A 13029-nucleotide genomic window follows, 5' to 3' on the forward strand; every position below is an offset into this window, starting at 1 on the left:
GCGTGGGCAATGACGCGGAGGATCTTCAGCATCATGTCGGTGGTCGGCATGATTCTGGCGCTGTCGCGGGTGGTGGAGATTTTCACACCGCAGCAGCTGCAGAGCATCGCCGGGGTTTATTTTGTGGTGCTGGCTGTGCTTCAGGTGTGGCCGCTGGTGGCCACGCAGCGCAATAGTTATGGGCACCGGCGGCACCCCGTGAACCGCCTGTACACGCTGATGAGCAGCATCGGGCTGGTCGGGACGGCGCTGCTGGCGATGGTTTTTTATGTGAATTCGCAGTTGTGGCTGGTTGTTGTTGCGGGGATGCTGATGATCATGGGGATCGTCGGTGCGGCGGTGTTGGCGCTGTTCGCCGCGCCGTGGGACGACTGGTCTACCCGCCGGGGTCGCGACGTCGACGATGAGCTTTTCCTGCGTGACGACGAGCCCGTGGAGGACGTCTGGGACAAGAGCTTCCGGACTTAATTGGCGCCGGGCTACAACCCATGCTTCCGGTTGATCAGCCAGTGCATTGTCGCGGTCGGCAGCACGCGCGAGAGCGGGAAGACCACCGGCGCCATCGAGCCGGTCGCGTACAGCGGCTTGGGGCGGGTGGCGGTGATGGGTTTCAAAATTTCCTCGGCTACGCGCTCGGCGGAGATGCCGTTGGCCTCGTTGTTATCCAGGTTCGTCAGCATGGTGGTGAACTCCGCGCCGTAGGGTCCCTGCAAGTCCACGTACTTCGTACGCCGCGTGGAAAGCCCGGTGTTGATGGAGCCGGGTTCCACCACGGATATGCCCACGCCGAACGGCTGGACCTCGCGCCGGGCGGCGAAGGCGAATCCCTTGATCGCGGCCTTCGAGGCGACGTAGCTGCTGCGGTAGGCCAGCGGGAAGCTGCCCAGCATGGAGCCGACCATCACGATGCGCCCGGCCCCTTGTTGTCGCATTGTCGGAAGGATTTTCTTTGTGACGCCTACTTGTCCCAGAACGTTGATCTCAAACAGACGGTGTAGGGCATCGTCGGTGAGCTCCTCCAGCGGTCCCGATTGGCTTTCGCCCGCGTTGTTGACCAGTGCGGTCGGCGGGCCGAGGGCGAGGGCGCGGGTGGCGAACTCGTCGATGCTGGCGGGGTCTTCGAGGTCGAGGGGGAGGTATTCCACCCCGTCGACGGGGTCGGTGATGTTGTCGGGGTTGCGGCTGGTGCCGATGATGCGGTCGGGGACGTAAGTTCCCGCGGCGGCGCTGACGCTGCTTGGGCCGCCGGTAGTTGCGGCGTTCTTGAGCTCCGCGAGGGCGGCTACGATTGCGCGGCCGATGCCGGAGGAGGCGCCGGTGACTATGGCCACTCCGCCTTTGACGGCGGGGAGCGGGCGGGAGGGGAAGGGGAGAATGCTAGAAAGTTTTGCCATGCTCATTATTTTGACTGCTGGGGCGGGGGCGTGCGGACGGAATGGGATTTTTCGCAGGCAGGATTCGCGCTGGCGGGATTCTGCGGGATTCTTTAGTGATCCGTCGCACTACGGCTATGATGTGGGAGAAAACTGCATACGTTTTTGCCGCTTTTAGCTGTGGTGGGAGAGGCTCGGCGCTCGTCACGCGCCGGCCGCCGACGGAGCAATTCCTCCCCGGGACACTCTCAGGCCCCAAGTACCGTCACAGTGAGGCAACTCTGGAAAGACCTGCGCGCAGTCGTGTGCACGCGGGCGCCGAAGGAGAAAAGCCGGGTAGACCGGGTGAAGCTCTCAGGCACAAGCGACAGAGTGGGGAGGGCTCCTTTTAACGACCGTGCACTTACGACCGGAAAGTCCCTATAAAGCCATGTCTTCTGCAGCTACTCGCCGTAACTCAGCCCCCTTCGTTCAGCGCCACATCGGCCCGAACCAGGCCGATACCCAGGAGATCCTCGATTACCTGGGCTATGAATCTTCCGTCGCGCTGGCCGACGATGCCCTTCCGAAGTCCATCCGCCAGGCTGGCCCGATCGGCCTGCCGGAGGCGCTGGACGAGACGGACACCCTGGCCGCCCTGCGTGCTTACGCTGACAAGAACGTGCAGAAGCAGCAGCTGATCGGCAATGGTTACTTCGACACGATCACCCCGGCCGTGATCCGCCGCAACGTGGTGGAAAACCCGGGCTGGTACACCGCCTACACCCCCTACCAGCCGGAGATCTCCCAGGGCCGCCTCGAAGCCCTGCTGAACTTCCAGACGATGGTGCAGGATCTGACCGGCCTGCCGGTGGCTGGCGCTTCGCTGCTGGACGAGGCCACCGCTGTGGCCGAGGCCGTGCAGCTGATGGCTCGCGGCAATGCGAAGGCTGCGAAGAAGGGCGGCGTGGTGCTGCTGGATTCCTCCCTGCACCAGCAGTCCATCACCGTCACCCTGGCGCGCGCCGAGGCTGCGGGTATTCCGGTGGAGGTCGTGGACCTGGACGGCGAGGACGGCGCCGGTGAGAGTGCTACCGCCGCGTTTGAGGGTCGCGAGAACCTCGTCGGCGTGGTCCTTTCCAACCCGGGCTCCACCGGCCGCGTGCGCGACCTGTCCGGCCTGATCTCTGCGGCGAAGGAGACCGGCGCCCTGGTCACGGTCGCCTGTGACCTGCTGGCTCAGGTTCTGGTGACCTCCCCGGGCTCCCAAGGTGCGGACATCGCCGTCGGCTCCGCCCAGCGCTTCGGCGTGCCGCTGTTCTTCGGCGGCCCGCACGCAGGCTTCATCTCCTGCACCGAGGCTCTGCAGCGTAAGCTGCCGGGCCGCATCGTGGGCGTGTCCGTGGATGCCGAGGGCACCCCGGCCTACCGCCTGGCCCTGCAAACCCGTGAGCAGCACATTCGCCGCGACAAGGCCACCAGTAACATCTGTACCGCCCAGGCTCTGCTGGCCGTCGTCGCCGGTTTCTACGCGGTCTGGCACGGCCCGGCTGGCCTGCGCGCCATCGCCGAGGGCGTGCACGCCCGCGCGACCGCGCTGGCCGTTGCCCTGTCCGAGGCTGGCCTGACGCTGGCGCACGATACCTTCTTCGACACCGTGACTGTTGACGTGTCTGGTTCTTCGCTTGGTGACGCCCCCTCGGCTCTGCGCGCCGCAGCCGAGGCAGGCTACAACTTGCGCCAGGTTAACGATTCCTTCGTCGGCATCTCTGTCGGCGAATCCACCACGGACGATGACATCGCCAAGCTGATCGAGGTTCTGGGCTCCCGCGCCGGCGAGGTCAACTCCGCTGGCTTCGACGTTGCATCCGGCCCGCTGGGCGAGGTCGGCGTGCTGCGTGGTGCCGACGAGGAGATCCTGACCCACCCGATCTTCACCGCCATCACCTCCGAGACGCAGATGATGCGCTACATGCGCAAGCTGGCCGACCGCGACCTGGCGCTGGACCGCACGATGATCCCGCTGGGCTCCTGCACCATGAAGCTGAACGCGGCTTCTTCCATGGAGCCGATCACCTGGCCGGGCTTCGCCGGTATCCACCCGCACGTCCCGGCCGAGCAGGCGCAGGGCTGGCTGGAGCTTATCGAGGACCTGGAGGAGCGCTTGGCGAAGATCACCGGCTACGCCAAGGTTTCCGTCCAGCCGAACGCGGGCTCCCAGGGTGAGTTTGCCGGCCTGCTGGCGATCCACCGCTACCACCAGTCCCGTGGTGACCACCAGCGCGACATCGTGCTGATCCCGGCTTCCGCGCACGGTACCAACGCTGCTTCTGCAGCGCTGGCGGGCCTGAAGGTCGTGGCTGTGAAGAACGCTGAGGATGGCTCCATCGACGTGCCGGACCTGGAGGCCAAGCTGGAGAAGTACGGCGAGCAGACCGCCGCCATCATGCTGACCTACCCCTCCACCCACGGTGTGTTCGAGGAGCAGGTGCGCGACGTCTGCCAGAAGGTTCACGATGCCGGCGGCCAGGTGTACGTCGACGGCGCTAACCTGAACGCCCTGGTCGGCCTGGCCCAGCCGGGCGAGTTCGGCGGCGACGTTTCTCACCTGAACCTGCACAAGACCTTCACCATCCCGCACGGCGGTGGCGGCCCGGGCGTTGGCCCGGTGTGCGTGGCAGAGCACCTGATCCCGTTCCTGCCCACTGACCCGAACGCCGACGTTATCGATGGCGATGCTGCACTGCAGACCGGCCAGCCGGTCTCCGGCGCGCAGTACGGCTCCGCTGGCGTGCTGCCGATCACCTGGTCCTACATCGCCCAGATGGGTGACGAGGGGCTGACTGAGGCCTCCCGCATGGCCCTGGTGAACGCCAACTACGTTTCCCGCAAGCTGGAGGACTACTACCCGACGCTGTACAAGGGCGACACCGGCCTGGTCGCCCACGAGTGCATCCTGGACCTGCGTGAACTCACGAAGGCCTCCGGCATCACCGCCGAGGATGTCTCCAAGCGACTGATGGACTTCGGCTTCCACGCCCCGACCCTGGCCTTCCCGGTCGCCGGCACCCTGATGATGGAGCCCACCGAGTCGGAGGACAAGGCAGAGCTGGACCGCTTCATCGAAGCGATGATCACCATCCACGGGGAGATCCAGGAAGTGATCGACGGCAAGGTCACCGCCGAGCAGTCCGTTCTGCGCCACGCGCCGTTCACCGCTTATTCTGTTGTGCGGGACGACTTCGAGGAAGCCGTATCTGGTGGTCACTTCAGTCGCGCCAAGGCCGCATACCCGGTGGCCAGCCTGCGACACACCAAGTACTTCACCCCCGTGCGTCGTATCGACAACGCCTATGGCGACCGCAATCTCGTGTGCACCTGCCCGCCCCTGGAAGACTTCGCAATTAACGAGGACTAGGGTCCGCTGGGGCTAAGGGCGTCACAAAGAGAAGAAGGAGAACAAGACATGACCGAACTTAAGAAGACCGCGCTGCACCTGGTGCACGAGAAGTTGGGCGCGCGATTTACCGACTTCGGCGGCTGGGACATGCCTCTGAAGTACAGTAGTGAGCTGGACGAGCACCACGCTGTACGCAATGCCGTGGGCGTATTCGACCTCTCCCACATGGGTGAGGTTCGCGTGACCGGCCCGCAGGCGGCGGAGTTCCTGGACCACGCGCTGATTTCCAAGCTGTCGGCAGTGAAGGTCGGCAAGGCGAAGTACTCGATGATCTGCACCGAATCCGGCGGCATCATCGACGACCTGATCACCTACCGCCTGGGCGAGAACGAGTTCCTGATCGTGCCGAACGCGGGCAACGTGGACAACGTGGTTTCCGCACTGCAGGGCCGCACCGAAGGCTTTGACGTGGAGGTTAACAACGAGTCTGACGAGACCTCAATGATCGCCGTGCAGGGGCCCAAGGCCGCGCAGGCGATGCTGGAGATCGTGGAGAACGTCGTGGATGCACCCGAGGCATCCGGCGCGGGCGAGACCGTTGCCGAGGCTATCGAGGGGCTGGGCTACTACGCTGCGTTCAAGGGTGTTGCTGCAGGTCAGCCCGTTTTGGTGGCGCGCACCGGCTACACCGGCGAGGACGGCTTCGAGCTGATCGTGGCTAACGATGGTGCGGAGACCGTGTGGACCAAGGCTATGGACCAGGCTGCGCAGTTGGGTGGCCTGCCGTGTGGCCTGGCCTGCCGCGACACTCTGCGCCTGGAGGCCGGCATGCCGCTGTACGGCAACGAGCTGTCGCTGAAGCTCACCCCGGTAGACGCTGGTCTGGGCATTCTTGCGGCGACGAAGTCGAAGGACTCTTTCGTTGGTCGTGACGCCATCGTCTCCGCCAAGGAAAAGGGGACCCAGCAGGTGCTTATCGGGCTGGCGGGCGAAGGCCGCCGCGCTGCCCGTGGGGGGTACGAGGTGTTCGCAGGAGAGGGCGAGAAGGCCATCGGTGCCGTGACCTCCGGTGCGTTGTCGCCGACGCTGGGCCACCCGGTGGCGCTGGCGTACGTTGCGAAGTCCGCAGTGTCCTCCGGCGCGGCCGCCGAAGATGCGACCGTGGAGGTAGATATCCGCGGCAAGCGCTTCGAATACAAGGTCGTAGCGCTGCCCTTTTACTCCCGCGAGAAGTAACAGCCAGCGTCTCGAGCAATAGTGGTTCGCACATCTGAAGCAGCTAGCACCGGCAGCTTCAGGTGACCGTTGCGGATCGTGTGACAGCGTGGAGGACGGTGGGCTTTCTCAACCCGACTTCTTTAGACGGTGCCGGCCTCTTCAGCGTCGTAGCGTTGCTGGGCGGCTTCGATAGCGCCCATGTTGTTTTCGGCCCAGGAACGCAAGGCCATGATAGGGGTTACCAATGACTCACCAAGGGGAGTAAGGCGGTAATCCACCCGTGGGGGAATGGAGGCGGTGACTTCTCGCAGAGCAAGTCCATCGCGTTCGAGGTTGCGCAGAGTTTGCGTTAGCATCTTCTCGCTGATCCCCGCGATCTCTTCCCTGATCTGGGAATACCGCAAAGTGCGACCGCTCAAGGTGATGAGCACGAGAGTTACCCATTTACTACCGATCTTGTCCAAAAGTTTGCGGCTGGGGCAGTCTTTCATGAATATGTTGTATTCAATTTTGCGGTTCTTTCGGCGCTGAGAAGCACTCTGGGTGGCCATTGGGGGATCCTCCGGAGATTGTCTTCAGGCCATTTGAGTGGCGTGAACAGGAAACTTACTAGCGGGTGCGGACCCGACTTTGAAGTAAGTACTTACCAAAAGAGAGTAGCAATCATATGGTGAGTTTGTCCGCCGCGAAGAAATTCGACTGTATAGGTCGGTTTCGTTTTTCGAGATGGCGTGTGCCGATTCGTGTGCGCACGTGGCGTGTGTACACCCCGCTATAGAAAGGAAATTCCCCATGAAGGCAATCATCTCTGTCCCAAGCACCCCTGAACCACAGCTGGTCGACCGTGATATTCCACACCCTGCACAGAACGAGATACTCGTTCAGGTTTTCGCCTCCACCGTCAATCCTGTCGATGCGTTGTCCCCATCTGCAGACGGCAGGGCGGCATTTGGTCTTCAGGGTGATTTCGGATTGGGCTGGGAATTTTCCGGAGTAGTTGCCGAGTCCACACACTCTTCGATTCTCCCGGGTTCCAAAGTCATCGGCTTAACTCCCAATATTGGTAGCCCGCTGGCTGCGCATTCCCAGTACATCAACGTCAACGCGGACCAGCTAGCCCTGATGCCGGACAACATTTCTTTCGTCGACGCAGCAACGATCCCACTCAATGGCCTCACGGCTTTGCAGTTTTTGGAATTGCTGGATGAGCCAGCAGGCCGGGATCTCCTCATCACCGGTGCAGCGGGCGCCGTTGGCGGTTACGCTCTCGAGCTGGCTAAGGCCTCGGGAAAGTGGGGTCGCGTTTACGGCCTAGCTAGGGAAGAAGACCGTCAGTTCGTGGAAAAGCGCGGTGCGCACCTTGTCACTTCTCTCGAGCACCTCATAAGTAGTGGCTTTCAGGTAGGTGCGGTGCTCGATGCTGCCACTATCCCCGATGTGGTCCTGCCGGTTATTGCGGATAACGGCAACTACGTTGGCGTGCTACCTGCTTTCCCGGTGGATGCACCGCGCGCAATCACTTCGCGATCCGTCCACGTCCACTCCGACCCCGATGCGCTCGCGCATCTGGTGGACCTCGTTAACGACGGGGCATTGATTCCACGCGTGGATCGTACCTACGACGCTGAACTGGAATACCTACGGGCATGGGAGCGACTGGCAACTCCAGGTATCCGTGGCCGCCAGGTGCTCGTGTGGAGGTAACTACTGGGGCACGGGTGCAAAAACTAGGGTGGCATTGCCACCCTAGAGTGGCTTAGAGCTCGCGTCATTCGTGTAAGGTACCCAGGTGAGTCAAAGTTTTCTGACTAGGCGCTCGGCCGTCGCAGCTGGCCTCTGACCAGCGGATTCAACCGAGTGCCCACCTGCGAAGCTAACTACGCTAAGGAGCCAACACACATGTTCGCACTGCCAACCGATTTCCTGTACTCCGAGGAGCACGAGTGGGTTAACACCTCCGCCGTGGTGGAGGGAGAGACCGTGCGCGTGGGTATTACCCACATCGCTGCTGAGGCACTGGGCGACATCGTGTTCGTCGAGCTGCCGGAGGTTGGCTCCGAGGTCGAGGCCGGCGAGGCTTTCGGCGAGGTTGAGTCCACCAAGTCCGTTTCCGACATCTACGCACCGGTCTCCGGCGAGATCGTGGCCGTGAACGAGGAGCTGGAGGACAACGCTGGGCTGGTCAACGAGGACCCCTACGGCGAGGGCTGGCTGTACGAGGTCAAGGTGACCGAAGCTGGCGAGCTGATGGACGCTGAGGCTTACCTGGCGGCTAACGAGTAATACAAGACCCTATGGTCGGTTCCATGCTCGCGTTAATTCTCGGCTTGGCCCTGTTGGGCCTTGCCGTGTGGTTACTGCTGCGCGCAAAAGATCGCGACGCGGCCAACGGAACCGACGAGTATGGCGGGGGGAACGCTGACGGAGCCGCGGACTGGTCCTCGGATGAGGACTACGAGTGGTCTGAATCGGAGGAGGACGGCGAGTGGTCCGAGGCGGACGACGAAGAATGGTCCGCAGGATGGGATGGCCCGCAGTTCGACTCGTGGTCCGGGGATGATTATGAGTCCGGCGAAGACTCCGACTACGAGGATGACGCGGACGAGTACCAGGCCGATAGTGCAGGCGATGGACTAGGTGAAAGCCCCGCAGAGGATTGGGCAGAGGAACCATCGGAGGATTGGCCCGACGATGAGCCTGCAGAGGGGGAGGAAAGCGCCGTTACCCCCACGCCTGCGGCTGCGCCTGCGTCCGGGCCCGCGTCAGCAATGGCGGCTTTCGGTTTTCCCCGCAGGCGGCGTCGCCAGTGGGCGGCCGACAACGGCTTCGAGTACACGAAGGAAGACAGCGAAGTCGCGCGCGACTGGCCCATCACCGTCCTGGGGGATCAGCGGCGCGGGGTGCCGACGCTGCGCGAGGTTGTCAGCGGCTTCGTCGACGGGCACCAGGTGCACATCGGAGACGTGGGATCATCCACTCTGATGGCCATGCGCCGAGTGGAAGAATCACCAGTTCAAGTACTGTATTCCGTCGATGCTGCCCAGCCCGCTGGCATGCGCCGCACCGACTTGCTGGACCAGCCTCCGTTCGCCGCGTACACCACCGACGTCCGCGCGCTGGACCGCATGCTGGACGCTCGCGTGGAGGACTCCCTGGCTGCGCTTTCGCAGGTCGCGCGCGACGTTGCGTGGGGACAGAACTGGACGGTCGTGCGGATCTCCCGCAAGCTCGACTTCCACGTGTGGCAGAAGATTCTGCCGCGGTTGCGCTCCCTGGTGGATGCAGCGATGGTGCTGCCCCCGGCGCAGACCAGCGCGCCGTTGGAGATGCTGTCTGCCGACCAGTTGCGTCCCCTGCCGGGCGGTCCGCTGCAGGTGTACACCGCCGACCCGGTGAACCAGGAGGAGATCGAGGAACAAGCCGCCGAGACCTGCTCCCGCCGCGCAGCACACCTGCGGGCCGTGCCCGATGACGCTGCCGATACTAATGCCGAAGGTAGCGACGGCACAGCCTCTGCCGCCGCAGAGTTCAACCCCGCGCAAGACAACACTGTCCGCACCGAAGAAGCCGCCGCGCACGCGGAAGTGCCGAACCTGGAGCGGCCCGACATCACCCGCCCCGCCGAGCCGGTGACCTTCCCCTCTCGCACGCACACACGCTGGGAAGGCGGAGACCCGGATAGCTTCGAAAGCTTCGCCGTGGGGGACTACGACGACCCCGCGGAGGATGACGACCTCCACGCGGGACGGCGACGTCGCCGCGACGGAGGCATCCCGCGCCTGGGCGAGGATCCCGAGCACATGAGCTCGCACAACTCGCAATATGCGCAGGTCATCCGCGTCGAGGTGGAAGAGGCCACTATTTTCGAGGAGTTTGAGGAGACCAAGTCCACTGCAGTGCGCCTGTCTCCTGTGACGCAGCGTCGGCGGAGCGGTGGGCGTCATCGCGCGCCAGAGGCACGCCACGGCCGCCCTGAACCCATCGAACCGATCGAGTACGAAACCGTCGACGGCGAGGTCGTCGAAGACGACCAGCAATAACAAAAGGAGCAACCGCAATGATCGATGAAGCCAAGAAGCAGCGCCTCGCCGAGCTCGTCAAGGAGCTGGCAGTGGTGCACGGGCGCGTGACCCTGTCCTCCGGCAAGGAGGCCGACTACTACGTCGACCTGCGCCGCGCGACCCTGCACCACGAGGCATCTCCGCTGATTGGCGAGCTGCTGCGCGAGCTGACCTCCGACTGGGACTACGCGCACGTCGGCGGACTGACCCTGGGCGCGGACCCGGTGGCGACGGCGACCATGCACGCGGAGTCGGCTGGCGCTGGCGAGGCTGCCGGGCGCACCATCGACGCCTTCGTCGTGCGCAAGGAAGCCAAGAAGCACGGCATGCAGCGCCGCATCGAAGGCCCGGACATTGAGGGCAAGCGGGTGCTTATCGTCGAGGACACGACCACCACGGGCAACTCCCCGCTGACTGCTGTCGCTGCCGCTCGCGAGGCTGGTGCAACCGTCGTTGGCGTGGCCACCGTCGTGGATCGCGCGACTGGCGCTAAGGATGCTATTGAGGCCGAGGGAGTCGAGTACCGCTCGCTGCTGGGCCTGTCCGACCTGGGGCTTTCCTAGGTATTTTTGATGACGCCCACCTCCCCCGAATCACACGATAAACCCGGACCGACGGAGTGGCTGGAGCACCCCCGAGGGGTGCGCAGCTGGGAAGAAGAACACCCCGACCAGCCCCGCCCGACGGATCCGCGCTTCGACCCCGAGCTGCTGGATGCCGGGGATACGCGCAACGTGGTGGATGCTTACCGGTACTGGAAGCAGTCCGCGATCATTGCGGATATTGATACCCGTCGGCATGCGCTGCACATTGCCATTGAGAACTTCGAAAACGACTCGAACATTGGCACCGTCGTGCGCACTGCGAATGCCTTCGCGGTGGATACCGTGCACATTGTTGGGCGGCGGCGTTGGAACCGGCGCGGGGCGATGGTTACCGACCGCTACCAGCACTTACAGCACCATGCGACGGTAGGGGAAGTGCTGGAGTTCGCCGCCCGGAAAGGGCTAGTTGTGGTGGCGGTGGATAACACCCCGGGGTGCGTGCCGCTGGAAACCGCGGAGCTGCCGGAGCGGTGCCTGCTGCTGTTTGGCCAGGAGGGGCCGGGAGTGACCCAGGAGGCGCAGGATGCTGCGCGGATGACGGTCTCTATTGCTCAGTTTGGTTCGACGCGGTCCATTAACGCTGGTGTGGCGGCGGGGATTGCGATGCATGCGTGGATCCGCCAGCACGCGGACCTGTCCCAGGCCTGGTAGTTGGGGATGCCCCAGGCCTGGTAGTTGAGGTGTCCCCAGGCCTGGAGGGTGGGGATGTCATGGGCCTGGCAGGTGGGGGCTCGGTTTTGCTGCTCTGCGGGCTGTGTTTCCCTTAAGTGTCGGAAAAGTGGTAATTCGTGAAATCGGGGACTGAGCTCCGAGCTACAAAAACGCTCTGAACTGCAAGTTTACATAAATGGAAATTATCTGCATTAACAAATTGCAAGTTTTGCGACATTTGACTGCTGGGCGGCGGGATTCCGGGGGAGGGCTAGACTGTTCTGCAGAGCGCTACAACCGAGTGAGGTGTGCAGAGTGTTTAATCTTCCCGGCAAAAAGAAGCAGGGTAGCAAGTCGTCGCAGGTAGGAGACATTTCTGTGGCGCCGCAGGAATCTGCGGAGGGGGTGGCTGAGCGGGCTGAGTCTGCCGGACGGGCCGGGCAAGCTGAGGTCGCCGAAGCCTCGCCAGCCGAAGCCCCCAACCCCAACCAGGAGCTCATCGAACGCTGGGACCACCGCGCGGACCTTGCCTACCAGGCTGTTTACGAGCGCCACGCCAGCCGCCTCTGGGGCATCCCACGCACCACGCTGGGAGTTATCGCCTGGCCGCCGACCACTCGCGACCGCATGTTCGTCCGCTGGCACTACTGGTGGCAAGCCCATTACATCGACAACCTCATCGATGCCGCCATCCGCCGCCCCACCCACTCCCGGATTTTCGCCATCCGCCGGCACCTCCGCGCCATGCGCATCCGCAACCTTCGCCCCCTGACCGCCAACCACTACTACGACGACAAAGCGTGGCTGGCCCTGGCTCTGCAGCGGGTGGCAAACACTCCGAAGATCCAAACAAAACTCGGCACGCCCCGCGAGCTGGAACCCCTGGTGGAGAACATTTTCGAGGGCGTGGATAGCCTCACAGGCGTGTTGCCGTGGCGCACGCAGGAGACTTTCTACAACGTCCCCACCAACGGCCCCGCCGCCATCCTGGCCGCCCGCAATGGCGATATAGAGACGGCGGAGCGCCTGATCAACTGGACCTTCGACAACCTCATCAACGAAGACGGCCTGGTCATGGACGGTATCCACATGCGGATGGCCGGCCCGGAGCCCGTCACGGCGGTGCATCCTTATTGCCAGGGCGTGATGCTCGGCGCATGCGTGGAGCTCGCCCTCGCGCGCAGGCGTGCGGCTGGGGTGGAGGACCGCACGGTTTCAGACGTGGGCGTCAAAGAAATAACCCGCATCCATGGCCTGCTCCGCGCGATCGAGGTGCACCTTGCCGACCGCGACGGTGCGCTCAATGCTCGCACTGCGGGTGGTGACGGCGGACTATTTAATGGCATTCTTGCGCGCTATCTTTCGCTTGTTGTTGAGTGCTTGCCGACGCCAGGTCGGCACGGCACGGAGGCTGTGGCCATAGCTCGGCGGATTGTGTTGGCGACAGCCGAACAGGTGTGGCGCTTCCGGTTGGAGGTTGATGGGCTGCCTGTCTTCTCTGCCGATTGGTCTAAGGATGCGACGATGCCGCAGGCCGGTGGTTTGGTTGGCGCGACGATTGCGGGGGCGGTGGCGAGCTCCGATATTGCGGAGCGGGATCTGTCCGTGCAGCTTTCCGGGTGGATGCTGATGGAGGCGGCGGCGCGCACCATCGCGGCGGAGTAACGGCGCGACAGTAGCAGTGGTGGGCGAGTAGCGAGAGACGGGTAGACGAGCGGCCGCGGGCAGCGTGCAGCGAGGGT

General features: G+C 63.7%; 11 protein-coding genes and 1 riboswitch. Of the genes, 9 read left to right on the top strand and 2 right to left on the bottom strand.

Annotation, left to right across the window (positions count from 1 at the left end; all coding sequences use genetic code 11):
* Nucleotides 1–9: 9 nt before the first annotated feature.
* Nucleotides 10–468 (top strand): hypothetical protein, encoded by a 459-nt coding sequence (locus QKE30_RS06510; protein WP_239200738.1) that lies wholly within the window; start codon nt 10–12, stop codon nt 466–468.
* Nucleotides 469–479: 11 nt separating this feature from the next.
* On the opposite strand, the gene QKE30_RS06515 is transcribed toward QKE30_RS06510, so the two are convergent.
* Complete coding sequence (locus QKE30_RS06515) at nt 480–1394, bottom strand: SDR family oxidoreductase (RefSeq protein WP_347934384.1); 915 nt, start codon at nt 1392–1394, stop codon at nt 480–482.
* A 250-nt stretch (nt 1395–1644) separates the two neighbouring features.
* A riboswitch (glycine riboswitch) is annotated at nt 1645–1754 on the top strand.
* A 49-nt stretch (nt 1755–1803) separates the two neighbouring features.
* Here QKE30_RS06515 and gcvP point away from each other — a divergent pair.
* Together gcvP and gcvT are read left to right on the top strand one after the other, a co-directional pair.
* Complete coding sequence (gene gcvP / locus QKE30_RS06520) at nt 1804–4770, top strand: aminomethyl-transferring glycine dehydrogenase (protein WP_347934385.1); 2967 nt, start codon at nt 1804–1806, stop codon at nt 4768–4770.
* A gap of 48 nt (nt 4771–4818) precedes the next feature.
* A complete protein-coding gene (gcvT, locus tag QKE30_RS06525; protein WP_347934386.1) occupies nt 4819–5988 on the top strand; it encodes a glycine cleavage system aminomethyltransferase GcvT in 1170 nt (389 codons plus the stop codon).
* 122 nt (nt 5989–6110) lie between these two features.
* Here the strand turns inward: gcvT and QKE30_RS06530 are convergent, their stop codons facing one another.
* Nucleotides 6111–6521, bottom strand: coding sequence for a helix-turn-helix domain-containing protein (locus QKE30_RS06530; RefSeq protein WP_347934387.1), 411 nt, complete (start codon nt 6519–6521; stop codon nt 6111–6113).
* 241 nt (nt 6522–6762) lie between these two features.
* On the opposite strand from QKE30_RS06530, the gene QKE30_RS06535 reads away from it, so the two are divergent.
* From QKE30_RS06535 to QKE30_RS06560, 6 genes are all read left to right on the top strand, one after another.
* Nucleotides 6763–7674, top strand: coding sequence for a hypothetical protein (locus tag QKE30_RS06535; RefSeq protein WP_347934388.1), 912 nt, complete (start codon nt 6763–6765; stop codon nt 7672–7674).
* A gap of 195 nt (nt 7675–7869) precedes the next feature.
* The gene (gene gcvH / locus QKE30_RS06540; RefSeq protein WP_347934390.1) at nt 7870–8253 is read left to right on the top strand and encodes a glycine cleavage system protein GcvH; all 384 of its coding nucleotides are present in this window, start codon (nt 7870–7872) and stop codon (nt 8251–8253) included.
* A gap of 23 nt (nt 8254–8276) precedes the next feature.
* Nucleotides 8277–10010: a hypothetical protein gene (locus QKE30_RS06545; protein ID WP_347934391.1), complete on the top strand. Its 1734-nt coding sequence runs from the start codon at nt 8277–8279 to the stop codon at nt 10008–10010.
* Nucleotides 10011–10027: 17 nt separating this feature from the next.
* Nucleotides 10028–10594: an orotate phosphoribosyltransferase gene (gene pyrE, locus QKE30_RS06550; RefSeq protein WP_347934392.1), complete on the top strand. Its 567-nt coding sequence runs from the start codon at nt 10028–10030 to the stop codon at nt 10592–10594.
* Nucleotides 10595–10603: 9 nt separating this feature from the next.
* Entirely contained in the window at nt 10604–11287 is a 684-nt protein-coding gene (locus QKE30_RS06555) for an RNA methyltransferase (protein ID WP_347934393.1), read from the top strand.
* A 315-nt stretch (nt 11288–11602) separates the two neighbouring features.
* Nucleotides 11603–12952, top strand: a complete 1350-nt coding sequence (locus tag QKE30_RS06560; RefSeq protein ID WP_347934394.1) for a glycoside hydrolase family 76 protein — start codon at nt 11603–11605, stop codon at nt 12950–12952.
* Nucleotides 12953–13029 lie beyond the last annotated feature (77 nt).

Source organism: Corynebacterium sp. c24Ua_83 (assembly GCF_039907245.1).
In the GTDB taxonomy this organism is placed as follows: Bacteria; Actinomycetota; Actinomycetes; order Mycobacteriales; family Mycobacteriaceae; genus Corynebacterium.